The organism is Algoriphagus litoralis, from assembly GCF_003259255.1.
Lineage (GTDB): Bacteria > Bacteroidota > Bacteroidia > Cytophagales > Cyclobacteriaceae > Algoriphagus > Algoriphagus litoralis.
The window spans coordinates 64,900-86,726 of record NZ_QGOL01000008.1 but is presented as its reverse complement, the minus strand read 5'-3'; the positions used below and the strand labels follow the sequence as shown (position 1 = coordinate 86,726).

Annotated in this window: 38 protein-coding genes; all 38 read left to right on the top strand. The window is 42.4% G+C overall.

Annotated features, from left to right (window positions below; genetic code table 11):
• Positions 1-20: 20 nt before the first annotated feature.
• Positions 21-335: a DUF3467 domain-containing protein gene (locus tag DK188_RS10125; RefSeq protein WP_111670708.1), complete on the top strand. Its 315-nt coding sequence runs from the start codon at positions 21-23 to the stop codon at positions 333-335.
• A gap of 98 nt (positions 336-433) precedes the next feature.
• Positions 434-847: a 30S ribosomal protein S12 gene (rpsL, locus tag DK188_RS10120; RefSeq protein WP_111670707.1), complete on the top strand. Its 414-nt coding sequence runs from the start codon at positions 434-436 to the stop codon at positions 845-847.
• 18 nt (positions 848-865) lie between these two features.
• Entirely contained in the window at positions 866-1,333 is a 468-nt protein-coding gene (gene rpsG, locus DK188_RS10115) for a 30S ribosomal protein S7 (protein ID WP_092731221.1), read from the top strand.
• Positions 1,334-1,338: 5 nt separating this feature from the next.
• Positions 1,339-3,459: an elongation factor G gene (fusA, locus tag DK188_RS10110; protein ID WP_111670706.1), complete on the top strand. Its 2,121-nt coding sequence runs from the start codon at positions 1,339-1,341 to the stop codon at positions 3,457-3,459.
• A gap of 11 nt (positions 3,460-3,470) precedes the next feature.
• Positions 3,471-3,776, top strand: a complete 306-nt coding sequence (rpsJ, locus tag DK188_RS10105) for a 30S ribosomal protein S10 (RefSeq protein WP_024284766.1) — start codon at positions 3,471-3,473, stop codon at positions 3,774-3,776.
• A 246-nt stretch (positions 3,777-4,022) separates the two neighbouring features.
• Entirely contained in the window at positions 4,023-4,655 is a 633-nt protein-coding gene (gene rplC / locus DK188_RS10100) for a 50S ribosomal protein L3 (protein ID WP_092731282.1), read from the top strand.
• Positions 4,656-4,658: 3 nt separating this feature from the next.
• Positions 4,659-5,288, top strand: a complete 630-nt coding sequence (rplD, locus tag DK188_RS10095) for a 50S ribosomal protein L4 (protein ID WP_111670705.1) — start codon at positions 4,659-4,661, stop codon at positions 5,286-5,288.
• Positions 5,289-5,292: 4 nt separating this feature from the next.
• On the top strand, positions 5,293-5,580 hold the full coding sequence (rplW, locus tag DK188_RS10090; protein WP_077346312.1) for a 50S ribosomal protein L23: 288 nt from the start codon (positions 5,293-5,295) through the stop codon (positions 5,578-5,580).
• 13 nt (positions 5,581-5,593) lie between these two features.
• The gene (gene rplB / locus DK188_RS10085) at positions 5,594-6,418 is read left to right on the top strand and encodes a 50S ribosomal protein L2 (protein WP_111670704.1); all 825 of its coding nucleotides are present in this window, start codon (positions 5,594-5,596) and stop codon (positions 6,416-6,418) included.
• 2 nt (positions 6,419-6,420) lie between these two features.
• Positions 6,421-6,699: a 30S ribosomal protein S19 gene (gene rpsS / locus DK188_RS10080; protein WP_074226879.1), complete on the top strand. Its 279-nt coding sequence runs from the start codon at positions 6,421-6,423 to the stop codon at positions 6,697-6,699.
• A 2-nt stretch (positions 6,700-6,701) separates the two neighbouring features.
• Entirely contained in the window at positions 6,702-7,094 is a 393-nt protein-coding gene (gene rplV / locus DK188_RS10075; protein ID WP_111670703.1) for a 50S ribosomal protein L22, read from the top strand.
• A gap of 8 nt (positions 7,095-7,102) precedes the next feature.
• Positions 7,103-7,846 (top strand): 30S ribosomal protein S3, encoded by a 744-nt coding sequence (rpsC, locus tag DK188_RS10070; RefSeq protein ID WP_111670702.1) that lies wholly within the window; start codon positions 7,103-7,105, stop codon positions 7,844-7,846.
• Between the two features lie 27 nt (positions 7,847-7,873).
• Positions 7,874-8,293: a 50S ribosomal protein L16 gene (gene rplP, locus DK188_RS10065; protein ID WP_092731233.1), complete on the top strand. Its 420-nt coding sequence runs from the start codon at positions 7,874-7,876 to the stop codon at positions 8,291-8,293.
• A gap of 9 nt (positions 8,294-8,302) precedes the next feature.
• A complete protein-coding gene (gene rpmC / locus DK188_RS10060) occupies positions 8,303-8,485 on the top strand; it encodes a 50S ribosomal protein L29 (RefSeq protein WP_111670701.1) in 183 nt (60 codons plus the stop codon).
• Between the two features lie 19 nt (positions 8,486-8,504).
• Complete coding sequence (gene rpsQ, locus DK188_RS10055; RefSeq protein ID WP_111670700.1) at positions 8,505-8,768, top strand: 30S ribosomal protein S17; 264 nt, start codon at positions 8,505-8,507, stop codon at positions 8,766-8,768.
• A 2-nt stretch (positions 8,769-8,770) separates the two neighbouring features.
• On the top strand, positions 8,771-9,139 hold the full coding sequence (gene rplN, locus DK188_RS10050) for a 50S ribosomal protein L14 (protein ID WP_026966248.1): 369 nt from the start codon (positions 8,771-8,773) through the stop codon (positions 9,137-9,139).
• Positions 9,140-9,141: 2 nt separating this feature from the next.
• Complete coding sequence (gene rplX, locus DK188_RS10045) at positions 9,142-9,486, top strand: 50S ribosomal protein L24 (RefSeq protein ID WP_111670699.1); 345 nt, start codon at positions 9,142-9,144, stop codon at positions 9,484-9,486.
• Positions 9,479-10,039: a 50S ribosomal protein L5 gene (rplE, locus tag DK188_RS10040; RefSeq protein ID WP_111670698.1), complete on the top strand. Its 561-nt coding sequence runs from the start codon at positions 9,479-9,481 to the stop codon at positions 10,037-10,039. The genes rplX and rplE overlap by 8 nt, the downstream gene beginning before the upstream one ends.
• 2 nt (positions 10,040-10,041) lie before the next feature.
• Positions 10,042-10,311, top strand: a complete 270-nt coding sequence (rpsN, locus tag DK188_RS10035) for a 30S ribosomal protein S14 (protein WP_111670697.1) — start codon at positions 10,042-10,044, stop codon at positions 10,309-10,311.
• An 81-nt stretch (positions 10,312-10,392) separates the two neighbouring features.
• On the top strand, positions 10,393-10,788 hold the full coding sequence (gene rpsH, locus DK188_RS10030; RefSeq protein WP_103923361.1) for a 30S ribosomal protein S8: 396 nt from the start codon (positions 10,393-10,395) through the stop codon (positions 10,786-10,788).
• A 9-nt stretch (positions 10,789-10,797) separates the two neighbouring features.
• Positions 10,798-11,355, top strand: coding sequence for a 50S ribosomal protein L6 (gene rplF, locus DK188_RS10025; RefSeq protein WP_111670696.1), 558 nt, complete (start codon positions 10,798-10,800; stop codon positions 11,353-11,355).
• A 6-nt stretch (positions 11,356-11,361) separates the two neighbouring features.
• The gene (rplR, locus tag DK188_RS10020) at positions 11,362-11,712 is read left to right on the top strand and encodes a 50S ribosomal protein L18 (protein WP_111670695.1); all 351 of its coding nucleotides are present in this window, start codon (positions 11,362-11,364) and stop codon (positions 11,710-11,712) included.
• 5 nt (positions 11,713-11,717) lie between these two features.
• Positions 11,718-12,236, top strand: a complete 519-nt coding sequence (gene rpsE / locus DK188_RS10015) for a 30S ribosomal protein S5 (protein WP_077346324.1) — start codon at positions 11,718-11,720, stop codon at positions 12,234-12,236.
• A gap of 5 nt (positions 12,237-12,241) precedes the next feature.
• Positions 12,242-12,421 (top strand): 50S ribosomal protein L30, encoded by a 180-nt coding sequence (gene rpmD / locus DK188_RS10010; RefSeq protein WP_086500303.1) that lies wholly within the window; start codon positions 12,242-12,244, stop codon positions 12,419-12,421.
• A gap of 2 nt (positions 12,422-12,423) precedes the next feature.
• Entirely contained in the window at positions 12,424-12,870 is a 447-nt protein-coding gene (rplO, locus tag DK188_RS10005; RefSeq protein WP_111670694.1) for a 50S ribosomal protein L15, read from the top strand.
• A 4-nt stretch (positions 12,871-12,874) separates the two neighbouring features.
• Positions 12,875-14,194, top strand: a complete 1,320-nt coding sequence (gene secY / locus DK188_RS10000; protein WP_111670693.1) for a preprotein translocase subunit SecY — start codon at positions 12,875-12,877, stop codon at positions 14,192-14,194.
• A 1-nt stretch (position 14,195) separates the two neighbouring features.
• Positions 14,196-14,969, top strand: coding sequence for a type I methionyl aminopeptidase (gene map / locus DK188_RS09995; RefSeq protein ID WP_111670692.1), 774 nt, complete (start codon positions 14,196-14,198; stop codon positions 14,967-14,969).
• Between the two features lies 1 nt (position 14,970).
• Positions 14,971-15,189, top strand: coding sequence for a translation initiation factor IF-1 (gene infA / locus DK188_RS09990; protein ID WP_009183359.1), 219 nt, complete (start codon positions 14,971-14,973; stop codon positions 15,187-15,189).
• Between the two features lie 94 nt (positions 15,190-15,283).
• Positions 15,284-15,400 carry a 50S ribosomal protein L36 gene (rpmJ, locus tag DK188_RS09985; RefSeq protein ID WP_111670691.1) on the top strand — a complete coding sequence of 39 codons (117 nt, stop codon included), beginning with the start codon at positions 15,284-15,286 and terminating at the stop codon, positions 15,398-15,400.
• 2 nt (positions 15,401-15,402) lie between these two features.
• A complete protein-coding gene (gene rpsM, locus DK188_RS09980) occupies positions 15,403-15,780 on the top strand; it encodes a 30S ribosomal protein S13 (RefSeq protein WP_103923370.1) in 378 nt (125 codons plus the stop codon).
• Positions 15,781-15,795: 15 nt separating this feature from the next.
• Entirely contained in the window at positions 15,796-16,194 is a 399-nt protein-coding gene (gene rpsK / locus DK188_RS09975) for a 30S ribosomal protein S11 (RefSeq protein WP_092731260.1), read from the top strand.
• Between the two features lie 18 nt (positions 16,195-16,212).
• Positions 16,213-16,818, top strand: a complete 606-nt coding sequence (gene rpsD, locus DK188_RS09970; RefSeq protein WP_111670690.1) for a 30S ribosomal protein S4 — start codon at positions 16,213-16,215, stop codon at positions 16,816-16,818.
• Between the two features lie 35 nt (positions 16,819-16,853).
• On the top strand, positions 16,854-17,843 hold the full coding sequence (locus DK188_RS09965; protein ID WP_111670689.1) for a DNA-directed RNA polymerase subunit alpha: 990 nt from the start codon (positions 16,854-16,856) through the stop codon (positions 17,841-17,843).
• 6 nt (positions 17,844-17,849) lie between these two features.
• Positions 17,850-18,386 (top strand): 50S ribosomal protein L17, encoded by a 537-nt coding sequence (gene rplQ / locus DK188_RS09960; RefSeq protein ID WP_111670688.1) that lies wholly within the window; start codon positions 17,850-17,852, stop codon positions 18,384-18,386.
• A gap of 117 nt (positions 18,387-18,503) precedes the next feature.
• Entirely contained in the window at positions 18,504-19,601 is a 1,098-nt protein-coding gene (carA, locus tag DK188_RS09955; RefSeq protein WP_111670687.1) for a glutamine-hydrolyzing carbamoyl-phosphate synthase small subunit, read from the top strand.
• A 22-nt stretch (positions 19,602-19,623) separates the two neighbouring features.
• The gene (eno, locus tag DK188_RS09950) at positions 19,624-20,907 is read left to right on the top strand and encodes a phosphopyruvate hydratase (RefSeq protein WP_111670686.1); all 1,284 of its coding nucleotides are present in this window, start codon (positions 19,624-19,626) and stop codon (positions 20,905-20,907) included.
• A gap of 94 nt (positions 20,908-21,001) precedes the next feature.
• Positions 21,002-21,289: an FtsB family cell division protein gene (locus tag DK188_RS09945; protein ID WP_111670685.1), complete on the top strand. Its 288-nt coding sequence runs from the start codon at positions 21,002-21,004 to the stop codon at positions 21,287-21,289.
• Entirely contained in the window at positions 21,270-21,818 is a 549-nt protein-coding gene (locus DK188_RS09940; RefSeq protein ID WP_111670684.1) for a hypothetical protein, read from the top strand. The genes DK188_RS09945 and DK188_RS09940 overlap by 20 nt, the downstream gene beginning before the upstream one ends.
• Positions 21,819-21,827: the final 9 nt, after the last annotated feature.

The following is a 21,827-nucleotide window of genomic DNA, read 5'->3' as shown; positions in this document are numbered from 1 at the left end:
TTTTTTAATCCTAAAATAAAATGGAAGACAACAAAAGAGCTGATCAGCAGATCAATGTAGAGCTATCCGAGGAAGTAGCCGAAGGAGTTTATTCAAACTTGGCAATGATTGCACATTCCAATTCGGAATTTGTGATTGATTTTATTCGATTAATGCCTGGTGTGCCTAAAGCCAAAGTGAAGTCCAGAATCATTGTGACTCCGGATCATGCCAAAAGATTGCTTGCGGCATTAAAAGAAAACATCGAAAAATATGAGGCTGCTTTTGGTAAAATTAATCAAGGAGGAGGTGCTCCTTCGTTCCCGATTTCCTTTGGAACACCGGGTGAAGCGTAACAAAAATATAACTGCTTAATTTTGTTACTCTTATTACTTTCTTTACCTTTGCAGTCCAAAATTTAACAGTTTACAGGAAAACTAAATTTCATCAGTTAATGCCTACTATTCAACAGTTAGTAAGAAAAGGTAGAACTACACTGGAAATCAAATCAAAGTCTCGTGCTTTGGACGCTTGTCCTCAGCGTAGAGGTGTTTGTACCAGAGTATATACTACGACCCCTAAGAAGCCAAACTCTGCGATGAGAAAGGTGGCAAGGGTAAGATTGACAAACGGAAAAGAAGTGAATGCTTACATTCCAGGAGAAGGCCACAATCTACAAGAGCACTCGATCGTATTGATCAGAGGTGGTCGTGTGAAAGATCTTCCCGGTGTGAGATACCACATCATCCGAGGTGCACTTGATACTGCAGGAGTTAAAGACCGTAAGCAAGGTCGCTCTAAGTATGGTGCTAAAAGACCAAAAGCTGGTAAGGGTGCCCCTGCAGCAGCTCCAGGCAAAAAGAAATAATAAAACACTTTAAAAGAAATGAGAAAAGCGAAACCAAAGAAGAGATATATTCTTCCTGATCCAAAGTTCAATGATACTTTGGTGACCAAGTTTGTAAACTGTCTGATGTTTGACGGGAAGAAGAGTATTGCTTACAATATTTTCTACGATGCAGTAGCAAAAGTAGAAGCTAAAGTAGGTGAGAATGGTCTTGAAGTTTGGAAAAAAGCGCTTAACAATATTACTCCTGCCGTTGAGGTTAAGAGTCGTAGAGTTGGTGGTGCTACATTCCAGGTTCCTATGGAAGTCAGACCTGAAAGAAAAGTGTCCCTTGGTATCAAGTGGATGATCAACTACGCGCGTAGAAGAGGTGAGAAAACAATGATGGACCGTTTGGCGGGTGAAATCATCGCAGCAGCAAAAGGCGAAGGTGCCGCTGTGAAGAAAAAAGATGATACACACAGAATGGCTGAAGCTAACAAAGCATTCTCACACTTTAGATTTTAATTAGAATGGCAAGAGATTTAAGATATACCAGAAATATTGGTATCGCCGCTCACATTGATGCTGGTAAAACCACCACAACAGAGCGAATCCTTTTTTACTCCGGTGTAAGTCACAAAATCGGTGAAGTTCACGACGGTGCTGCTACCATGGACTGGATGGCTCAAGAGCAGGAGCGTGGAATTACCATCACCTCTGCTGCAACCACCGTTTTTTGGAACTATCGTGACCAAAAATACAACGTAAACATCATTGACACGCCGGGTCACGTTGACTTTACTGTTGAAGTTAACCGTTCTCTGCGAATCTTAGATGGTCTAGTTTTCCTGTTCAGTGCTGTAGATGGTGTAGAGCCGCAGTCTGAGACCAACTGGAGATTGGCGGATAACTATAAAGTAGCTCGTATCGGTTTCGTTAACAAAATGGACCGAGCTGGCGCTAACTTTTTGGAGGTTTGTAAGCAAGTAAAGGAAATGCTGGGTAGCTATGCAGTTCCATTGCAGCTTCCAATCGGGGCTGAGGATAAGTTCAGAGGTGTGGTTGATTTGATCAACAACCGTGGAATTATCTGGAATGAATCTGATATGGGGATGACCTATGAAGTAGTTCCTATTCCTGAAGACATGGTGGAAGAAGCCGCACAGTACAGAGAATACCTTCTGGAAGCTGTAGCTGAGTACGACGAGTCATTGATGGAGAAATTCTTCGATGATCCTAATTCAATCACTGAAGCTGAAATTTTGAAAGCACTGAGAGCAGCTACCATCGACATGAAAATTGTCCCTATGGTTTGTGGTTCTTCTTTCAAAAATAAAGGTGTACAGACCATGCTTGACCTGGTGATGGAATTGCTTCCTTCTCCTTTGGATAAAGACAATATCATCGCTACTTCTTTGGAAGACGAAGAGGTTGAGGTTGCTATAGCACCAGATGAAAAAGAGCCTTTCACAGGTTTGGCATTCAAAATCGCTACAGATCCTTTCGTTGGTCGTCTTTGTTTCGTAAGAGCTTATTCAGGTATTCTTGAGTCTGGTTCGTATGTTTTCAATAGCCGTTCAGGTAACAAAGAGCGTATTTCCCGTGTATTCCAAATGCACGCCAATAAGCAGAACCAAATCGAAAGATTGGTAGCTGGTGATATCGGAGCCGTAGTAGGTTTTAAAGACATCAAGACAGGAGATACACTTTGCGACGAAAAACGCAAGGTAGTTCTTGAGTCAATGGTTTTCCCAGAGCCAGTTATCGGATATGCAATTGAGCCTAAGACTCAGGCTGACGTAGATAAACTGGGTATGGCTATCGCCAAACTGGTTGAAGAAGATCCAACACTCCAAGTAAATACTGACCACGAAACTGGTCAGACCATCTTGAGAGGAATGGGAGAACTTCACTTGGAAATTATCATCGACCGTCTGAAGCGAGAATTCAAGGTTGAAATCAACCAAGGTGCTCCTCAGGTTGCTTACAAGGAAGCTTTGTTTGGTTCAGTAGAACACAAAGAAGTTTACAAAAAGCAAACTGGTGGTAAAGGTAAGTTTGCCGATATCGTATTCGAATTGGGACCAAAAGATGCAGATCCTGAAACTGGTGAAATTAAGCCAGGATTGGATTTCGTCAACGGAATCGTAGGTGGTGTGATTCCAAAAGAATTCATCCAGCCGGTTCAAAAAGGTTTCCAAGAAGCGATGAAAAACGGACCGCTTGCTGGCTATCCGATCGAATCTATGAAAGTGAGATTGTTCCATGGTTCTTACCATGATGTCGATTCAGATGCACTTTCATTTGAATTGGCTGCTCGTATCGGTTTCAAAGAAGCTGCAAAAAAATGTAAGCCTCAATTGCTTGAGCCGATCATGGCTGTAGATGTGGTAACTCCGGACGAATATACCGGACCTATCACAGGTGACTTAAACAGAAGAAGAGGTTTGATGAAAGGTATGGATACCAAAGGTTCCTCTACCGTAGTTAAAGCTAGCGTTCCTTTGTCTGAGTTATTTGGTTATGTGACAGATTTGAGAACAATTACCTCTGGTAGAGCGACTGCGTCATTGACCTTCTCTCACTACGAGCCAGTTCCAAACAACATAGCCGAAGGTGTGATTGCTAAAGTAAAAGGTGAAAAGGCCTAATCTTCAAGAAAATGAATCAGAAAATCAGAATAAAACTTAAATCATACGATCACAGCCTGGTGGATAAGTCATCAGAGAAGATCGTGAAGGCTGTAAAAGCCACAGGCGCAGTAGTAGTTGGACCTATTCCATTGCCTACTAAGAAAGAAAAATTTACAGTGTTGAAATCCCCACACGTAAATAAGAAGGCAAGAGACCAGTACCAATTGTGTACTTATAAAAGACTGGTAGATATCTACTCAAATTCCTCCAAAACAGTTGATGCTTTGATGAAAATCGAGCTTCCTAGTGGTGTGGATGTAGAGATCAAGGTCTGATAGGACTTTAGATTTTGACTTAGAAAAGGCCTGCATACCCTGCAGGTCTTTTTGTTTTCTGGCAGATTCTGAAATTTCCTTTCTTTAGGAAGGATCTTTTTGAGCCTAAACCAAATCATTTTTTCTAATTGTTTGAAAATATTGGAGTTGGGATTTGCTGCCAAATATTATTTCAGTAACTTTGCAGTCCTTAAAAAGGGCCCAAGTGTATAATCTCTTGTGGATTATCAAATTATCTTATCAAAGATGTCTGGTATTATAGGAAAAAAAGTAGGAATGACTAGCATTTTCAGTGCCGATGGACGTAACGTCGCATGCACGCTAATAGAGGCTGGTCCTTGCGTAGTGACGCAAGTAAAAAACGTTGAAACAGACGGGTACAACGCAGTGCAGTTGGCATTCGGTGAGCGTAAGGAGAAAAACACTCCTAAGCCATTGATCGGTCATTTTAAAAAGGCCGGTACTACGCCAAAGCAGAAAGTTGTTGAATTCCGTGACTTCAGGGTCGAGTTTGAAGGCCAAGTGGAGCTCGGAAAGACAGTGAATGCCAAAGAGGTTTTCGTAGAAGGTGACTTCGTCGATGCCATTGGTACTTCAAAAGGTAAAGGTTTCCAAGGTGTTGTAAAGCGTCATGGTTTTGCCGGTGTGGGTGGACAAACTCACGGTCAGCACAACAGAGGCAGACACCCAGGTTCCATTGGTGCATGTTCTTGGCCATCCAGAGTATTCAAAGGCATGAGAATGGCCGGTAGAACTGGTGGCGACAGAGTAAAAGTAATCAACCTAAGAGTATTGAAAGTCTATCCTGAGCAGAACCTATTGTTGGTTTCTGGATCAGTACCTGGCCCAAAAAACTCTTTTGTAATTCTTGAGAAATAAGCCATGGAATTAGCAGTAATCAATCACAAAGGACAAGATACAGGTAGAAAGGTGACTCTTTCTGACGAGATTTTCGCGATCGAACCAAACGATAACGCGATCTACCTGGATGTGAAGCAGTACCTGGCTAACCAAAGACAGGGAACTCACAAATCAAAAGAAAGAAACGAAGTAGCAGGATCTACTAAGAAGATCAAAAAGCAAAAAGGTACAGGTGGTGCCCGAGCTGGATCTTTGAAGGCGCCTAACTTCCGTGGTGGAGGTAGAGTATTCGGTCCTAGACCGAGAGACTATTCCTTCAAATTGAATAAAAAAGTAAAGCAGTTGGCTCGTAAGTCTGCACTTTCATATAAAGTGATTGAAAACAGCCTAGTAGTATTGGAGGACGTGAAATTCGACGCTCCTAAGACTAAAAACTACATCGCTTTGTTGAATGGCCTATCGCTGGCTGACAAGAAGACACTTTTGGTTCTCCCTGGAGATGACAAGAATGTATTCCTTTCCAGCAGAAACCTGCCTAAAGCGAAAGTGGTAACTGTAAATGATGTGAATACTTACCAAGTTCTTCATGCTGACCAATTGGTTCTCTGCGAAGGTTCTGTAAGTATATTGGAAACCATTTTATCGAAATAAGACAATGGATATTCTAAAACAGCCTTTGATTACAGAAAAAATTTCTGCTGGTAACGAAAGAGGTGTCTACGGCTTTATAGTAGAAAAAACCGCTGACAAAATCCAGATTAGAAATGCTGTAGAGAAAACATACGGTGTGAAAGTGGTATCAGTAAGAACCATTCGTTATGCAGCTAAGCATAAGACCCGTTACACGAAGAATAAAATCGTATCTGGCTTCACCAATGCTTTCAAAAAAGCAATCGTGCAGGTAGCCGACGGTGAGGTAATTGATTTTTACGGAGAAATTTAATTGAATCAATATCATGGCAATTAAAAAGTTGAGGCCTGTAACTCCAGGGACAAGATTCAGAGTGGCACCTGCTTTTGACGAGATTACCAAGTCAAAGCCGGAGAAGTCACTTCTTGCACCTTTGAAGAAATCAGGCGGAAGAAATAATACAGGCAAAATGACCGCTCGATATATCGGTGGTGGTCACAAGAGAAGACTACGTATTGTAGACTTCAAAAGAAACAAGTTTGGTGTACCAGCGACAGTGAAAGCTATCGAATACGATCCAAACAGAACAGCTCGTCTTGCCCTACTCTATTATGCAGACGGTGCTAAGGCCTATATTATCGCCCCGGAAGGTTTGACGGTAGGTCAGACAGTGATTTCCGGTGAGCAAGTTGCTCCAGAAGTGGGCAACGCCATGCCTATGGCCAATATCCCAATGGGTACAATTGTACACAATGTGGAATTGAAGCCAGGCAATGGTGGAGCCATGGCAAGAAGTGCCGGAGGTTATGCACAGATCGTAGCTCGTGATGCGAGATATGTGACAGTGAAACTTCCTTCCGGTGAAATGAGACTCGTTTTGGGTACTTGTATGGCAACAGTAGGAACTGTTTCCAACGGTGACCACATGAACGTGGTGTTAGGTAAAGCTGGTCGTAAGAGATGGCTTGGAGTAAGACCTCGTACAAGAGGTGTGGCAATGAACCCAGTAGATCACCCTATGGGTGGTGGTGAAGGCCGGTCTTCAGGTGGACATCCTAGATCAAGAAAAGGACTTCTTTCTAAAGGAAAGAAAACCAGATCACCTAAGAAGTATTCAAACAAGTTCATCATCAGCAAAAGATCTAAATAATTATGGCACGTTCATTAAAAAAAGGTCCTTATATCGAGCACCATCTGGTGAAGAAAGTAGATGTCATGAACGAGTCAGGCAAGAAATCTGTCATCAAGACTTGGTCAAGAAGATCTATGATTTCCCCGGATTTCGTAGGCCATACCTTCGCAGTGCATAACGGTAACAAGTTTATCCCGGTGTTTGTCACTGACAACATGGTAGGTCACAAGCTGGGTGAATTTGCTCCAACTAGAAACTTCCGTGGCCACATTGCTAAAAAAGATAAAGGAAAGAGATAATCATGGAAGCAGTAGCAAGATTAAAAAACGTTCCTACATCCCCGCGCAAAATGCGCCTTGTGGCTGACCTTGTGAGAGGTAAGCGAGTAGGATTGGCACTTAGCATATTGAAATTCACGCCCAATCATGGCGCGATGAAATTGGAGAAGCTTCTCCTTTCAGCAGTGGCCAACTGGCAAGCAAAAAATCCTGACGAGAAGCTTGAAGAAGCTGATCTGTATATCAAAACTATCATGGTGGATGAAGGCAGATCATTGAAGCGACTCAGACCAGCTCCTCAGGGACGTGGACATAGAATCCGCAAAAGATCCAATCATGTAACCCTTGTAGTTGATGCATTCATCTCAGGTGACGTTACCGCTGATTTAGTTGAAACAAACGAAAAGGCAAATTAAAAAAGACTATGGGACAAAAGATTAACCCAATAGGATTTAGACTTGGTGTAGTCAAAGGCTGGGATTCCAACTGGTATGGTGGGAAAGACTTTGCTGAGAAGCTATACGAAGATCAGCAGATCCGTAAATATGTCCTTGCCAGAATCCCCAAAGGAGGTATTTCCAAAGTAATCATTGAGCGTACGCTTAAGAGAATTACTTTGACAATCCATACCGCCAGACCGGGTGTAGTTATTGGTAAAGGCGGAGCCGAAGTAGATAAGCTGAAAGAAGAGCTGAAAAAGATCACCAACAAAGATATTCAGATCAATATCTTCGAAATTAAGCGTCCGGAATTGGATGCGAAATTAGTTGGGGAATCCATTGCGCAGCAGCTTCAGGCTAGAATTTCCTTCAGAAGAGCAATGAAGCAAGCCATTGCAGCATCCATGCGAGTGGGAGCGGAAGGTATTAAGGTAAAGCTTTCTGGTCGTTTAGGAGGAGCTGAAATGGCTCGTTCTGAAATGTACAAAGAAGGCAGAATTCCACTTCATACCCTTAGAGCAGATATTGATTATGCACTTTCCGAAGCACTTACTGTGTATGGATTGATTGGAATCAAAGTCTGGATCTTTAAAGGTGAAGTTTACGGAAAGAGAGATCTTTCTCCTAACCAAGGAGCAGCTAATGAGCCTAAAGGCCAGCGCAGCCCGAACCCAAAAGGTGGAAGAGGAGATAGAGACAACGGTCCAAGACGCCGAAATAAGAAATAACTATTTTCACCGAATAAGTGAGAAATCATGTTACAGCCGAAAAGAACGAAATATAGAAAAATGCACAAGGGCCGCGTCAAAGGTCTTGCTACTAGAGGGGCTGAACTCTCTTTTGGCAACTTTGGTGTAAAATCCCTTGAGCCAGGATGGATTACTTCTCGCCAGATCGAGGCAGCTAGAATTGCCATGACAAGAGCTATGAAGAGAGAAGGTCAGGTTTGGATCAGAATTTTCCCTGACAAACCGATCACTAAAAAGCCAGCGGAAGTACGTATGGGTAAGGGTAAAGGTGCTCCAGAATATTGGGTAGCTGTTATCAAGCCAGGAACGATACTTTTCGAAGCTACAGGCGTGAGTCTGGAGGTTGCTAAAGATGCATTGAGACTTGCGCAGCAGAAGCTACCCGTAAGTACAAGTTTTGTTGTTCGTAGAGACTACGCAGAATAATCATAAGCAATGAAGAACACAGAAATCAGATCCCTTTCCGCAAGTGAGATCGCAGAGCGAGTAGTCGCAGAGCAGGAGAATCTTAGCAAATTGAAATTTGCTCACTCGATTACTCCTATTGAGAATCCTAACAGAATCAGAGAAGCCAAGCGTCTTGTCGCAAGATTGAAGACTGCATTAGCTTCCAAATAACTAGCTAACAGAAAAGAAAATGGCTACGATTGAGAGAAATCTTCGCAAAGAGAGAATTGGTAAGGTCGTAAGTGACAAAATGGATAAATCCATAACTGTGGCTGTGGAACGTAAAGTGAAACACCCAATCTATGGTAAATTTGTCGCTAAGACTACCAAATTTATGGTTCATGACGAGAACAATGAGTGTCACCCAGGCGACTTGGTGAGAATCAGTGAGACTCGTCCGCTGAGCAAAAACAAGCGTTGGAGATTAGTGGAAATTATTGAAAGGGCTAAGTAATCATGATACAGCAAGAATCCAGACTAGGCGTTGCAGATAATTCAGGTGCTAAAGAAGTACTTGTCATCCGCGTATTGGGAGGAACTGGCAAGCGTTATGCTTCCATCGGCGATAAAGTAGTCGTGACTGTAAAGTCAGCCCTATCTTCCAGTAATATGAAAAAAGGTACCGTTTCAAAAGCGGTAATTGTGAGAACCAAAAAGGAAATCCGACGTAAAGACGGCTCCTACATTCGGTTTGAGGATAACGCTGCAGTGTTGCTTAACAACAACGACGAGCCAAGAGGCACACGTATCTTCGGACCCGTGGCCAGAGAGCTTAGAGAGAAGCAGTTCATGAAAATCATTTCCTTGGCCCCTGAAGTATTGTAATCATGGAAAGAAAACTGAACAAGCAGACAAAACTGCATATCAAAACTGGAGATACCGTGAAGGTAATCGCCGGTGATGACAAAGGGAAAACAGGAAAAGTTCTTTCTGTTAATACCGAAAAGAAAAGAGCTTACGTGGAAGGTATCAATATGATCACCAAACATGTGAAGCCTACCGCTGCTAAGCCACAAGGTGGAATCGAAAAGAAAGAAGCAGCACTTCATATCAGCAATCTAATGCTCGTAGATCCTAAAACTGGTGAAGCAACCCGTACAGGTCGTAAGGCAGGCGAAAATGGTAAACTAGTAAGATATTCAAAGAAAACTGGGGAGGTGATCAATGGCTAATTCAAGAATGAAAGCAAAGTACCTGAGCGATATCGTTCCGGCTTTGAAGGAGAAGTTTCAATACTCATCTATCATGCAAGTGCCTCAGTTAACTAAGATCGTCCTTAACAAAGGTATCGGTGCAGCTGTCGCTGATAAGAAATTGGTAGACCAGGGTGTGGAAGAACTTTCACTTATCACTGGACAGAAAGCAGTAGCGACAAAGTCGAAAATTGCAGTGTCCAACTTTAAGTTGAGAGAAGGAATGCCGATCGGCGCCAAAGTTACTTTGAGAGGTGAAAAGATGTATGAATTTCTTGACCGTCTGATCACTGTTGCTTTACCCCGTGTACGTGATTTCAAAGGTATCTCAGACAAGGGATTTGACGGAAGAGGGAACTATACGCTAGGTGTGACTGAGCAAATTATCTTTCCTGAAATTTCTATAGAGAAAGTGAACAGAATCTCCGGTATGGACATCACTTTCGTGACCTCAGCTAAAACAGACGAAGAAAGCTATGCCTTGTTGAAAGCTTTCGGAATGCCGTTCTCCAATAAAAATAAAGAAGAATAATCATGGCAAAAGAATCCATCAAAGCTCGTGAGAGAAAAAGAGAGCATCTGGTAGCCAAGTACGCTAAGAAAAGAGCTGAGCTGAAAGCAGCCGGTGACTACGAAGGCCTTGACAAATTGCCAAAAAATGCTTCTCCGGTTAGATTACATAATCGTTGCAAACTTACAGGTCGTCCTAAAGGATACATGAGAAAGTTTGGTATCAACAGGGTAACATTCAGGGAAATGGCCTCTGCAGGCAAGATCCCAGGAATTACAAAGTCCAGCTGGTAAAATAACGACAGTAATTTTTATTATAAAAATCAATTCGTAACTTTGCACGCCCAAAACGGGTGGAGCTAGACTATAAATACCATGACTGATCCAATAGCTGATTATCTGACTAGGTTGAGAAATGCCATCAAGGCATCTCACCGAATCGTTGAGATACCTGCCTCTAACATCAAGAAGGAGATTACGAAAGTATTGCACGACAAAGGATATATTCAAAACTATAAGTTTGAACAAAATGGTCCCCAGGGATCCATCAAGATCGCTTTGAAGTACAATCCTACAAGCAAGCAAAATGCTATCGTAAGCCTTGAAAGAGTAAGTACGCCAGGTTTGAGAAAATATGTAAAGCATGATGAGCTCCCTAGAGTCATCAATGGCTTGGGAATCGCAATCGTATCCACCTCCAAAGGTGTGATGACTGACAAAGAGGCACGTACCGAAGGTATCGGTGGCGAAGTACTTTGCTACGTTTATTAATATACTATCATGTCTAGAATAGGTAAAAAACCAATAAATATACCCAGCGGTGTTACTGTAGACGTGTCAGCTCATGGAACTGTCACTGTTAAAGGTCCAAAGGGTACACTGACTCAGGATGTGAATCCTGATATTCAGGTGAAAGTCGAAGGCAGCGAAATCATCGTTGCTAGACCTACCGAGTCTAAGAGACATAAGTCTCTTCATGGACTTTACAGATCATTGATCAACAATATGGTGATCGGTGTATCTGAAGGTTACAAGAAGGACTTAGAATTAGTAGGTGTCGGTTACAAAGCATCCAATCAGGGTCAAATACTCGAGCTTAGCTTAGGCTATTCTCACAGTATTTTCATGGCGATGCCTAATGAGATCTCTATCAAAACTGAGACTCCAAAAGGTAAAAATCCATTCATCACCCTAGAGGGTATTGATAAAGAATTGATCGGTCAGGTAGCTGCCAAGATCAAATCACTCCGTAAAGTGGAACCATACAAAGGTAAAGGTGTGCGTTTCGTTGGTGAACAAGTTAGACGTAAGGCTGGTAAAACTGCCGGTAAAAAATAATAGGTTATGGCATTTAATAAGACTTCCAGAAGACTTAGAATCAAGCAAGGTATCCGAAGAAAGATCTCCGGTACTGATTCCAGACCTCGTTTGTCTGTATTCAAGAGTAATACAGGTATTTACGCGCAATTGATCGATGACCTCAAAGGTCTAACTTTGGCACAAGCTTCTTCAAAAGAGCTTGGATCTAAAGCCAACACTAATCTTGGAGTTTCCAAAGAAGTAGGAAAAAAACTAGCCGAAAGAGCAGTAGCTAATGGCGTATCTGTAGTAGTTTTTGATAGAAACGGCTACTTGTATCATGGTAATGTGAAAGCTTTGGCTGAAGGCGCCAGAGAAGGAGGCCTTAAATTTTAATCATTATGTCTCAAGTAAGAAGAAAACCCATTAGGGCTACAGATACAGAATTAAAGGAGAAAGTAGTAGCAATCAACCGAGTAGCCAAAGTGGTAAAAGGTGGTAGAAGATTCTCCTTTTCTGCAATTGTTGTGGTAGGTGATGGCCAAGGTGTAGTAGGTTACGGATTGGGAAAAGCCAATGAAGTAACTGATGCAATCACTAAAGGCATCGAAGACGCAAAAAAGAACTTAGTAAAAGTTCCAGTGTTGAAAGGTACCATCCCTCATGAGCAGATTGGTAAATTCGGAGGCGGACTTGTATTGATCAAGCCAGCTGCAGCAGGTACTGGTGTAATTGCCGGTGGTGCGATGCGTGCTGTACTTGAAAGTGCCGGTGTGACAGACGTTTTGGCTAAATCCAAAGGTTCATCAAATCCACACAACGTAGTGAAAGCTACAATCGATGCACTGACTCAATTGAGAGATGCGATCGCTGTATCCCAGCAGCGTGGTGTGAAAATGGCTAAAGTCTTTAACGGATAATCATCATGGCAAAGATCAAAATCACACAAACTAAAAGTACGATTGACCGACCTAAAGATCAGAAAGCAACAATCACTGCATTAGGGTTGGGACGTATCAGCAAGTCTGTAGTAGTTGAAAATACTCCACAGATTGCAGGAATGGTAAATAAAGTGAATCACCTTGTAAAAGTGGAGGAAGCTTAATCATGAAATTAAATACATTAACTCCGTCAGAAGGTTCAACCAAAAATCGAAAGAGAATTGGTAGAGGTACCGGTTCCGGTCGAGGTGGAACATCTACCAGAGGTCACAAAGGAGCAAAATCAAGATCTGGCTACAAGTCTAAAATCGGATTTGAAGGTGGGCAAATGCCTCTTCAAAGAAGAGTTCCAAAATTTGGCTTCAAATCCTTTAACAGGGTTGAGTTCAAGCCAGTAAATTTGGATACCTTGCAGTCCCTAGCTGATCAATTCAGTCTTGTGGCTATCGACATGGAAGCTTTGGTTTCTCATGGCATTGCTTCGAAGAATGATAAGATCAAAATCTTAGGTGGTGGCGAACTCACAGCCAAATTAGATGTGACTGCCCACAAGTTTTCTGCTTCAGCAGTTGAAGTAATCGAAAAACTTGGTGGTTCTGTAAACAAGATTTAAGTAAATGAAAAAGTTTATTTCGACAGTTAAGAATATTTTCTCAATCGAAGATTTGAGAGTTAGAATTGTAAATACAATCGGCTTCTTGATCATCTTTAGATTAGGTTCATTCATCGTGCTTCCAGGCGTAGATCCTTCCAAATTGGGAGGTGCTCCAGAAGGAATCTTCGGACTGATTGATACCTTTCTTGGAGGAGCATTCAGCAATGCATCCATCTTCGGATTGGGAATTATGCCTTATATCTCTGCTTCCATTGTGTTGCAGCTGTTGACTGTCGGAGTTCCTTATTTTCAGAAAATGCAAAAGGAGGGTGAGTCTGGTAGAAAACGAATCAACCAGATCACCAGAGTCCTTACTATCCTGATCACAATAGCTCAAGGGATTGGGTATGTCTCAGCGACAATCCTTCCTACCGGAGCTGTGATGGTGAGCACCTCTCTTTTCATGTTCAGTTCATTGGTCCTGCTTTCTGCGGGTACCATGTTCTGTATGTGGTTGGGTGAAAAAATTACCGAGAAAGGTATCGGAAACGGTATTTCCATGTTGATCATGATAGGCATCATTTCTAGATTCCCAGGAGCGATTATTGCAGAAGGATTAGAGAAAGGAACATCTGGTATGTTGCTTCTAATCATTGAGGCGCTAGTGTTGTTCTTTGTAGTTGTGGGAGTAATTGCATTGACTGAAGCTACCAGGAGGATCCCCGTACAATACGCTAAGCAGGTAGTAGGGGGTAAAGTTTATGGAGGACAACGTCAGTACATTCCGATCAAAGTAAATGCCTCCGGTGTTATGCCGATCATATTCGCTCAGTCTTTGATGTTCGTGCCTGCGATGATAGCCCAGATCTGGGCCCAGGAAAATGACATTGCAAACTACATTGGATCGACGTTTAGTAATCCGACTTCTTGGCAGTACAACGTTTTGTTTGCAGTGTTGATCATCATTTTCACGTTCTTCTACACAGCCATCACGGTCAACCCTGAGCAGATAGCAGAAGACATGAAGAGAAACGGTGGCTTCGTACCCGGTATTAAGCCAGGTGCACCCACATCTGAATTCATCGATGGAATTATCTCCAAGATTACGCTTCCCGGTTCTGTTCTGCTCGCGGTAGTGGCGATTCTTCCAGCTATTGCTGTGATAGCCGGTGTTGGACAGGAGTTTTCATACTTCTATGGTGGAACTTCCCTTCTTATTATGGTGGGTGTGATCATGGATACTTTAAGACAAATTGAAAGTTACCTGCTCATGAGACATTATGAGGGAATGATGAAAAGCGGTAATCTGAAGAACAACCCTTCGAATTACCAAGTAGCATAATATGATTCAATACAAAACTTCGGAAGAAGTTCAATTGATAAAAGAGAGTGCAGATATACTGGGGAGAGCTCATGGAGAAGTAGCCAAGTATATCAAAGAAGGGGTAAAGACCTCTTTTCTTGACAAGATTGCTGAAGAGTTTATTAGGGATCACAACGGAGTACCTTCTTTTAAAGGGTACAATGGTTTTCCCGCTTCACTTTGTATTTCTGTGAACGAAGTTATTGTTCACGGTTTTCCAAATGATTATGAATTGAAAGATGGCGATATAATCTCAGTAGATTGTGGAGTCTTTCACCAAGGTTTTCATAGCGATTCCGCTTATACGTACCCTATCGGTGAGGTTTCCCCTTCTGTCAAAGCATTATTGTCCGCCACCAAAGATTCGCTCTATTTAGGAATCGAGCAAGCTGTGGTTGGGAATAGAATTGGTGACATTGGATTTGCTATTCAAAAGTTTGTCGAGGCAAAAGGCTACACGGTAGTTCGAGAGCTTGTCGGACATGGTTTGGGTAAAAAGCTACATGAAGCACCTGAAGTCCCTAACTATGGAAAAAAAGGAAGTGGTGTCCCGCTTAAGGCTGGGATGGTGATTGCAATTGAGCCAATGATCAATCTGGGGACTCGAAATATAGTCCAGGAAAGAGACGGGTGGACTATCCGAACTGCAGATCGGAAACCTTCAGCTCACTACGAGCATACGGTTGCAATATTGGAAGATAGAACAGAAGTTTTAACAACGCATAAATACATAGAAGAGGTCTTTAAATTCTAATATGGCCAAACAGACATCAATAGAGCAAGACGGTACCATCATCGAAGCATTGTCTAATGCAATGTTTAAAGTGGAACTTGAAAATGGACATCAGTTGATAGCTCATATTTCGGGAAAGATGCGAATGAATTATATCAAAATCCTTCCTGGAGATAAGGTCAAACTTGAATTATCTCCCTATGATTTAACCAAAGGCAGAATAGTATATCGATATAAATAGACTGACATGAATTCGACTGTTGTGCATATCCCGTGTGGTGATGCAAGGGCAGCAAGAGTTCACGGCTATCTGACCACTTTAAAACGACAAGCAGATGAAAGTAAAAGCATCTATTAAAAAAAGAAGTGTTGACTGCAAGCTAATCCGTAGAAAAGGAGTTTTGTATGTCATCAACAAAAAGAATCCCAAGTTTAAACAAAGACAAGGTTAATCATGGCTAGAATTGCAGGTGTAGACATACCAGACAATAAGCGCGGCGAAATCGGACTTACCTATATCTTCGGAATCGGTAGAAGTGCTGCCAAAGCGATCCTGACTAAAGCTGGTATCTCTTTCGACAAAAAAGCCGGAGAGTGGAATGATGACGAATCTACCGCTATTCGTAACATTATCGCTGAAGAATTCAGAACCGAAGGTGTGCTGAAGTCAGAGGTCCAACTGAACATCAAGCGTCTGATGGACATCGGATGTTACAGAGGTTTGAGACACAGAAAAGGACTTCCTGTCCGCGGGCAAGGTACTAAAAACAACGCCAGAACGAGGAAGGGTAAGCGTAAAACTGTTGCTAACAAAAAGAAGGCAACTAAATAAAACCTGATTTAGATTATGGCTCAGAAAAGAAACGATAAAGCAAAAGGTAAAAAAAGAGTAGTAAAGGTAGAAGCTGTTGGTCAGGCGCACATCAGAGCCTCCTTCAACAATATCATTATCTCTATTACCAATAATGCAGGTCAAGTGATCTCTTGGGCTTCTGCCGGTAAAATGGGTTTCAGAGGTTCAAAGAAAAATACTCCTTATGCTGCACAAATGGCCGCTCAAAACTGCGGACAAGTAGCGTACGACTTAGGTTTGAGAAAAATCGAAGTGTTCGTAAAAGGACCAGGATCTGGTCGTGAATCTGCGATCAGAACATTGCAAAACGTAGGATTGGACGTGACTACGATTATCGACGTGACTCCAATGCCGCACAACGGCTGTCGTCCTCCTAAGCGTAGAAGAGTTTAATTTTAAAAAGGCAACGAAATGGCAAGATATACAGGTCCTAAAGCGAAAATCTCCAGAAAATTTGGAGAAGCAATCGAAGGGCATAGCAAGGCGCTTCAAAAGAAAAACTACCCTCCCGGCATGCACGGAAGAGGTAGAAGAAAGAAGCAATCAGAATATGCTGTTCAGCTCGCTGAGAAGCAAAAAGCAAAATACATCTACGGCATCTTGGAAAGACAATTTGCTAAGATGTTTGACATCGCTTCCAGAAAATCAGGCATCACCGGTGAAAATCTCCTTCAGCTTCTTGAAGCTCGTCTGGATAACACTGTGTACAGATTGGGCATTGCCCCAACTCGTCGTGGCGCAAGACAGCTTGTATCACACAAGCACATTTTGGTAAACGGTGAAGTGGTAAACATCCCATCTTACACCCTGAAGCCAGGTGATCTAGTTTCAGTACGTGAGCGTTCCAAGTCTTTGGAAGCAATTACAAATAGCCTAGCAGGAAAAAGTGCAAACAGATATCCTTGGTTAGAGTGGGATAATGCTTCCTTGACAGGCAAATTCGTCAGTGTACCAGGCAGAGATGATATTCCTGAGAATATCAAGGAGCAGCTCATTGTCGAACTTTACTCTAAGTAATTTTACAATTTTCAGCTAAAAACAGAACGAGATATATGTCCATACTAGCATTTCAAATGCCCGAGAAAGTGGTGATGGAAAAAGCCGATGACTTTCATGGCTTGTTCACTTTCAAACCACTCGAAAAAGGCTATGGAGTTACCATCGGTAACGCCCTGAGAAGAATATTGCTTTCTTCATTGGAGGGATACGCCATCACTTCTATTAAAATCCCTGGAGTGGTTCACGAATTCTCAACCATTGAGGGTGTAGTAGAAGACGTGACTGATATTATTTTGAACATGAAGCAAGTGAGATTCAAGAAAGTGCATGATGCATTTGACGGAAAAATCACTGTAGAAATCAAAAATCAGGCTGTATTCACCGCAGGGGACATTGCTAAGTTCACTTCTTCCTTTGAAGTGCTCAATCCAGAATTGGTAATCTGTCATATCGACGAAACCAAAAACTTCGAAATTGAGATCACTATCGAAAAAGGTAGAGGTTACCTTCCAGCTGAAGAATCCAAACCAAAAGAGCAGGTTTTCGGACAGATTGCTATTGACGCCATCTTCACACCGATTAAGAATGTGAAGTACAGTGTCGAAAACACTCGAGTAGAACAAAAGACTGACTTTGAAAAATTGATCCTTGAAGTTTCTACGGATGGCTCTATCCACCCAGAGAAAGCACTTCAGGAATCAGCTAAAATTCTGATTCAGCACTTTATGCTTTTCTCTGACCAGACTATGGTCCTTGATTCTACAGGAGTAGCAGAGCCAGAACCTATCGATGAAGAGTTCCTTCACATGCGTAAGTTGTTGAAGACTTCACTTAGCGATCTAGATCTTTCTGTACGTGCATTCAACTGCCTCAAAGCAGCTGATGTGAGAACATTGGGTGATCTGGCTAGACTTGAGATTTCTGATATGATGAAGTTCAGAAATTTCGGCAAAAAGTCTTTGGCTGAACTTGAGCAACTGATCCAAGAAAAAGGTCTGACCTTCGGGATGGATATTTCTAAGTACAAACTTGACGAAGAATAATATAAAATGAGACACGGTAAGAAATTTAACCACCTTGGACGGACTGCCTCTCACAGAAAGGCAATGCTCTCCAACATGGCAACTTCCCTGATTCTTCACAAGCGTATTTCAACTACGCTTGCCAAGGCAAAAGAATTAAAGAAGTTTGTTGAGCCTCTGGTAACCAGAGCTAAAGAAGATACTACCCATAACAGACGTATTGCGTTTTCTTACCTGAAAAGCAAAGATGCCATCAAGGCTCTTTTTGGAGAGGTAATTGAAAAAGTAGGAACTCGTCCAGGTGGATATACCAGAATCATCAAGACTGGCTTCCGTCTTGGTGACAACGCTGAAATGTGTATCATTGAGCTGGTAGATTACAATGAGTTGATGCTGAAAGATGCCAAGCCAGCTAAGAAAACTACTAGAAGATCCCGTAGAGGAACTTCAGCAGCTAAAGAGACTGCTTCTGTTGAAGCACCTGCTGCTCCAGTAGCAGAAGCTAAAGCTGAGGAGCCTTCCGCTCCAGAAGCATCTACTGAAAGCGAAAACGAAGAAAAGTAAATTGAAATTTTATTTCAAATAGCAAAAGGATTGGACTTTCGTTCAATCCTTTTTTTATACCCTATCCTCTTATCCTCCTTCCCAAGATTTGGTTAACTTTGGGCAACATTCAGAAAAATGATTAAAAAGAAAGCAACACTTCTACTGGCTGATGGAACAGTTTTCCACGGCTCCCTTATTGGAAATCCCGGCACCAATGGCGGTGAAATTTGTTTTAACACCGGTATGACCGGATATCAGGAAATCTATACAGATCCATCGTATACCGGACAAATTGTGGTGACTACCACCTCTCATATTGGAAATTACGGAGTACACGCTGAAGAAATTGAATCGAATCATCCCTGTGTAGCAGGAATTGTGGTGAATAGTTTTTCGGATATTTTTTCAAGACTGGATGCGTCTGGCTCTCTTCAGGATTATTTGGTGAAATATGGTATCACGGGTATCGCTGATATTGATACCCGAATGCTTGTCAGACACCTGAGATCCAAAGGTGCGATGAATGCAATCATTAGCTCAGAATATGAGGGTAACCTGGATGGTCTGCAGGCAGAACTAGACAAAGTCCCTGATATGAATGGCTTGGAGCTTTCCTCAACTGTCTGCACACAAGAGCCATACTTCTATGGGGATGAAAGTGCATCGATCAAAGTGGCTTGCCTAGACTACGGAATCAAAAAAAATATTCTTCGAAATCTCGCTTCTAGAGGAGTTTATTGTAAAGTTTTTCCAGCTAAAACCAAATTGGCAGAATTACAAGCTTGGAACCCTGATGCTTTTTTTCTTTCAAACGGCCCTGGAGATCCAGCAGTCATGGATTATGCAGTCGACACAGTAAAAGAGATTCTTGAGACTGGAAAGCCTGTCTTTGGCATTTGCCTAGGCCACCAGCTATTGGCAGAAGCGGTAGGAATCAAAACTTACAAAATGCACCACGGACACCGCGGTCTGAATCATCCCATTAAAAATTTGGTCACTGGAAAAAGTGAAATCACTTCGCAAAATCACGGATTCAATGTGGTGCGTGAAGATACCGAGCAAAACGAGGCGGTAGAAATTACCCATGTTCACTTGAATGACAACACTGTAGCTGGCATTCGCTTGAAAAATAAACCTGCATTCTCAGTCCAGTACCACCCAGAGTCTTCCCCGGGACCACATGACTCACGGTACCTTTTTGATGAGTTTATCGCATTAATAAATCAAAACTAATCCTAATAAACCTTTTAACATTATGACGTTGATTCAATCAATTCATGCAAGACAAATCCTCGATTCCAGAGGTAACCCAACCGTAGAAGTTGATGTTTTTACCGAAAATGGTGCTTTTGGCCGTGCGGCTGTACCAAGTGGAGCTTCTACCGGTGTAAATGAAGCAGTAGAACTTCGAGACGGAGACAAAAGCAAATATCTAGGCAAAGGCGTATTGAAAGCCGTAGCCAATGTGAATGAAATCATCGCTCCTGAATTGGTAGGAATGGATGTATTTGAGCAAAATACCATTGACCAAATCATGATCGAGCTGGATGGTACCTCTACCAAAAGCAAGCTTGGCGCAAATGCAATCTTAGGGGTTTCTCTGGCAGTGGCAAAAGCTGCAGCTATGGAGGCAGGTCAGCCACTTTACCGATACATCGGCGGCGTAAATGCCAATACTCTTCCCGTACCGATGTTGAACATCATCAACGGTGGTTCTCACTCCGATGCACCGATCGCTTTCCAGGAGTTCATGGTTCGTCCTGTTGGAGCTTCCAGCTTCTCTGAAGCGATCCGTATGGGAGCGGAGATTTTTCACAATCTGAAAAAAATCCTTCATGACAAAGGCCTCAGTACGGCAGTAGGGGACGAAGGGGGATTTGCTCCAAATTTCTCTGGAGGAACCGAAGAAGCTCTGGGATGTATTTTGGATGCTATCGCAAAAGCTGGATACAAAGCTGGAGATGACGTGACCATTGCCCTGGATTGTGCAGCTTCTGAATTCTACAAAGATGAAAAGTACGACTATACCAAGTTTGAAGGTCCTACTGGTAAAATCAGAACCAGAGAAGAGCAAGTAGCCTATCTCGCTGAGTTGACCGAAAAATATCCAATCGACTCCATCGAAGACGGTTTTGCCGAGGAAGACTGGGCTGGTTGGGCAATGTTGACTTCCAAAATCGGCGACAAAGTGCAACTGGTAGGTGATGATCTTTTCGTCACTAACGTGAAATTCCTCAAGAGAGGTATCGAAGAGAAATCCGCAAACTCTATCCTGGTGAAAGTAAACCAGATCGGTACGTTGACTGAAACCCTAAACGCGATCAGCTTGGCGCACAAAGCCGGATTTACCGCTGTAATGTCTCATAGATCCGGTGAAACTGAAGATTCTACCATCGCTGATCTGGCTGTGGCTGTGAATTGCGGTCAGATCAAGACCGGTTCCGCTTCGCGCTCTGACCGTATGGCAAAATACAATCAGTTGCTTCGTATCGAAGAGCAATTGGGCGAATCAGCTGTATTCAAAGGAAGATTGAAGTAATCGGCTTTTACCGTTAAATAATTGGACAGCCTCGATTCCGGGGCTGTCTTTTTTTGCACCATTTTTGTACCTTGATTCAGACTACGGATTCATTATGAAGAAACTTCTTAAGTACAGTGGCAATTTTTATGTGTTGGCTTCGCTGTTATTCCTTTTTTGGATCACCTTTATCGATTCCAACAACTTGGTCAATCACTTCAAACTGAGCCAAAAGCTCGGTCAGTTGGAAGATCAAAAAGAATTCTACCTTGAGAAAAAAGAAAAAATCACCGCAGAGCGTGAGGAACTTTTAAGCAATCCAGCACTTTTGGAGAAGTTTGCCCGTGAGCGATACCTGATGAAAAAACAAACCGAAGATCTTTATGTCATTGTCGAAAAGTAGGGTTCTGATTATTGCCCTTTTGGGGCTTTTTTTTATTTCCAGCCAGTCATTTGCGCAGCGGGAAATCTACTCTGATTCTACCTCCTTCAAGGACCGCTTGTATTTCGGTGGTAATTTGGGTCTGCAATTTGGCACCGTTACCTTAATTGACGTTTCTCCCTTGGTTGGGGTGATGATCACACCGAAATTTTCGGCAGGTTTAGGGGGCACCTTTCAGTACTTCGATGACAATAGATTTCAGGGAGGACAGGGCACATCTTACGGTGGTCGGGTTTTTGGGCGGTACAATATCCTGCCCAATATCTTTACTCAGGCAGAGTATGAATCTATCAATTGGAATGCCTACGACTTTTTTGCTGATGATTTCAGAAGGACCTGGTCCAACGCACTTTTTCTTGGAGCGGGATATTTTGCCCCTTTTGGGGATAGGGGAGGTGCCAATTTCACCTTTCTCTACAATGTCCTTCACAACAACTTAAATTCCTACTATGCCGAACCTTATGTAATTCGGGTTGGTTTTGTTCTGTAACAATTCCAT

Coding starts and splice junctions, on each gene's coding strand:
- DK188_RS10125 (WP_111670708.1), top strand. CDS start 21: ATGGAAGACAACAAAAGAGCTGATCAGCAGATCAATGTAGAGCTATCC.
- rpsL (WP_111670707.1), top strand. CDS start 434: ATGCCTACTATTCAACAGTTAGTAAGAAAAGGTAGAACTACACTGGAA.
- rpsG (WP_092731221.1), top strand. CDS start 866: ATGAGAAAAGCGAAACCAAAGAAGAGATATATTCTTCCTGATCCAAAG.
- fusA (WP_111670706.1), top strand. CDS start 1,339: ATGGCAAGAGATTTAAGATATACCAGAAATATTGGTATCGCCGCTCAC.
- rpsJ (WP_024284766.1), top strand. CDS start 3,471: ATGAATCAGAAAATCAGAATAAAACTTAAATCATACGATCACAGCCTG.
- rplC (WP_092731282.1), top strand. CDS start 4,023: ATGTCTGGTATTATAGGAAAAAAAGTAGGAATGACTAGCATTTTCAGT.
- rplD (WP_111670705.1), top strand. CDS start 4,659: ATGGAATTAGCAGTAATCAATCACAAAGGACAAGATACAGGTAGAAAG.
- rplW (WP_077346312.1), top strand. CDS start 5,293: ATGGATATTCTAAAACAGCCTTTGATTACAGAAAAAATTTCTGCTGGT.
- rplB (WP_111670704.1), top strand. CDS start 5,594: ATGGCAATTAAAAAGTTGAGGCCTGTAACTCCAGGGACAAGATTCAGA.
- rpsS (WP_074226879.1), top strand. CDS start 6,421: ATGGCACGTTCATTAAAAAAAGGTCCTTATATCGAGCACCATCTGGTG.
- rplV (WP_111670703.1), top strand. CDS start 6,702: ATGGAAGCAGTAGCAAGATTAAAAAACGTTCCTACATCCCCGCGCAAA.
- rpsC (WP_111670702.1), top strand. CDS start 7,103: ATGGGACAAAAGATTAACCCAATAGGATTTAGACTTGGTGTAGTCAAA.
- rplP (WP_092731233.1), top strand. CDS start 7,874: ATGTTACAGCCGAAAAGAACGAAATATAGAAAAATGCACAAGGGCCGC.
- rpmC (WP_111670701.1), top strand. CDS start 8,303: ATGAAGAACACAGAAATCAGATCCCTTTCCGCAAGTGAGATCGCAGAG.
- rpsQ (WP_111670700.1), top strand. CDS start 8,505: ATGGCTACGATTGAGAGAAATCTTCGCAAAGAGAGAATTGGTAAGGTC.
- rplN (WP_026966248.1), top strand. CDS start 8,771: ATGATACAGCAAGAATCCAGACTAGGCGTTGCAGATAATTCAGGTGCT.
- rplX (WP_111670699.1), top strand. CDS start 9,142: ATGGAAAGAAAACTGAACAAGCAGACAAAACTGCATATCAAAACTGGA.
- rplE (WP_111670698.1), top strand. CDS start 9,479: ATGGCTAATTCAAGAATGAAAGCAAAGTACCTGAGCGATATCGTTCCG.
- rpsN (WP_111670697.1), top strand. CDS start 10,042: ATGGCAAAAGAATCCATCAAAGCTCGTGAGAGAAAAAGAGAGCATCTG.
- rpsH (WP_103923361.1), top strand. CDS start 10,393: ATGACTGATCCAATAGCTGATTATCTGACTAGGTTGAGAAATGCCATC.
- rplF (WP_111670696.1), top strand. CDS start 10,798: ATGTCTAGAATAGGTAAAAAACCAATAAATATACCCAGCGGTGTTACT.
- rplR (WP_111670695.1), top strand. CDS start 11,362: ATGGCATTTAATAAGACTTCCAGAAGACTTAGAATCAAGCAAGGTATC.
- rpsE (WP_077346324.1), top strand. CDS start 11,718: ATGTCTCAAGTAAGAAGAAAACCCATTAGGGCTACAGATACAGAATTA.
- rpmD (WP_086500303.1), top strand. CDS start 12,242: ATGGCAAAGATCAAAATCACACAAACTAAAAGTACGATTGACCGACCT.
- rplO (WP_111670694.1), top strand. CDS start 12,424: ATGAAATTAAATACATTAACTCCGTCAGAAGGTTCAACCAAAAATCGA.
- secY (WP_111670693.1), top strand. CDS start 12,875: ATGAAAAAGTTTATTTCGACAGTTAAGAATATTTTCTCAATCGAAGAT.
- map (WP_111670692.1), top strand. CDS start 14,196: ATGATTCAATACAAAACTTCGGAAGAAGTTCAATTGATAAAAGAGAGT.
- infA (WP_009183359.1), top strand. CDS start 14,971: ATGGCCAAACAGACATCAATAGAGCAAGACGGTACCATCATCGAAGCA.
- rpmJ (WP_111670691.1), top strand. CDS start 15,284: ATGAAAGTAAAAGCATCTATTAAAAAAAGAAGTGTTGACTGCAAGCTA.
- rpsM (WP_103923370.1), top strand. CDS start 15,403: ATGGCTAGAATTGCAGGTGTAGACATACCAGACAATAAGCGCGGCGAA.
- rpsK (WP_092731260.1), top strand. CDS start 15,796: ATGGCTCAGAAAAGAAACGATAAAGCAAAAGGTAAAAAAAGAGTAGTA.
- rpsD (WP_111670690.1), top strand. CDS start 16,213: ATGGCAAGATATACAGGTCCTAAAGCGAAAATCTCCAGAAAATTTGGA.
- DK188_RS09965 (WP_111670689.1), top strand. CDS start 16,854: ATGTCCATACTAGCATTTCAAATGCCCGAGAAAGTGGTGATGGAAAAA.
- rplQ (WP_111670688.1), top strand. CDS start 17,850: ATGAGACACGGTAAGAAATTTAACCACCTTGGACGGACTGCCTCTCAC.
- carA (WP_111670687.1), top strand. CDS start 18,504: ATGATTAAAAAGAAAGCAACACTTCTACTGGCTGATGGAACAGTTTTC.
- eno (WP_111670686.1), top strand. CDS start 19,624: ATGACGTTGATTCAATCAATTCATGCAAGACAAATCCTCGATTCCAGA.
- DK188_RS09945 (WP_111670685.1), top strand. CDS start 21,002: ATGAAGAAACTTCTTAAGTACAGTGGCAATTTTTATGTGTTGGCTTCG.
- DK188_RS09940 (WP_111670684.1), top strand. CDS start 21,270: ATGTCATTGTCGAAAAGTAGGGTTCTGATTATTGCCCTTTTGGGGCTT.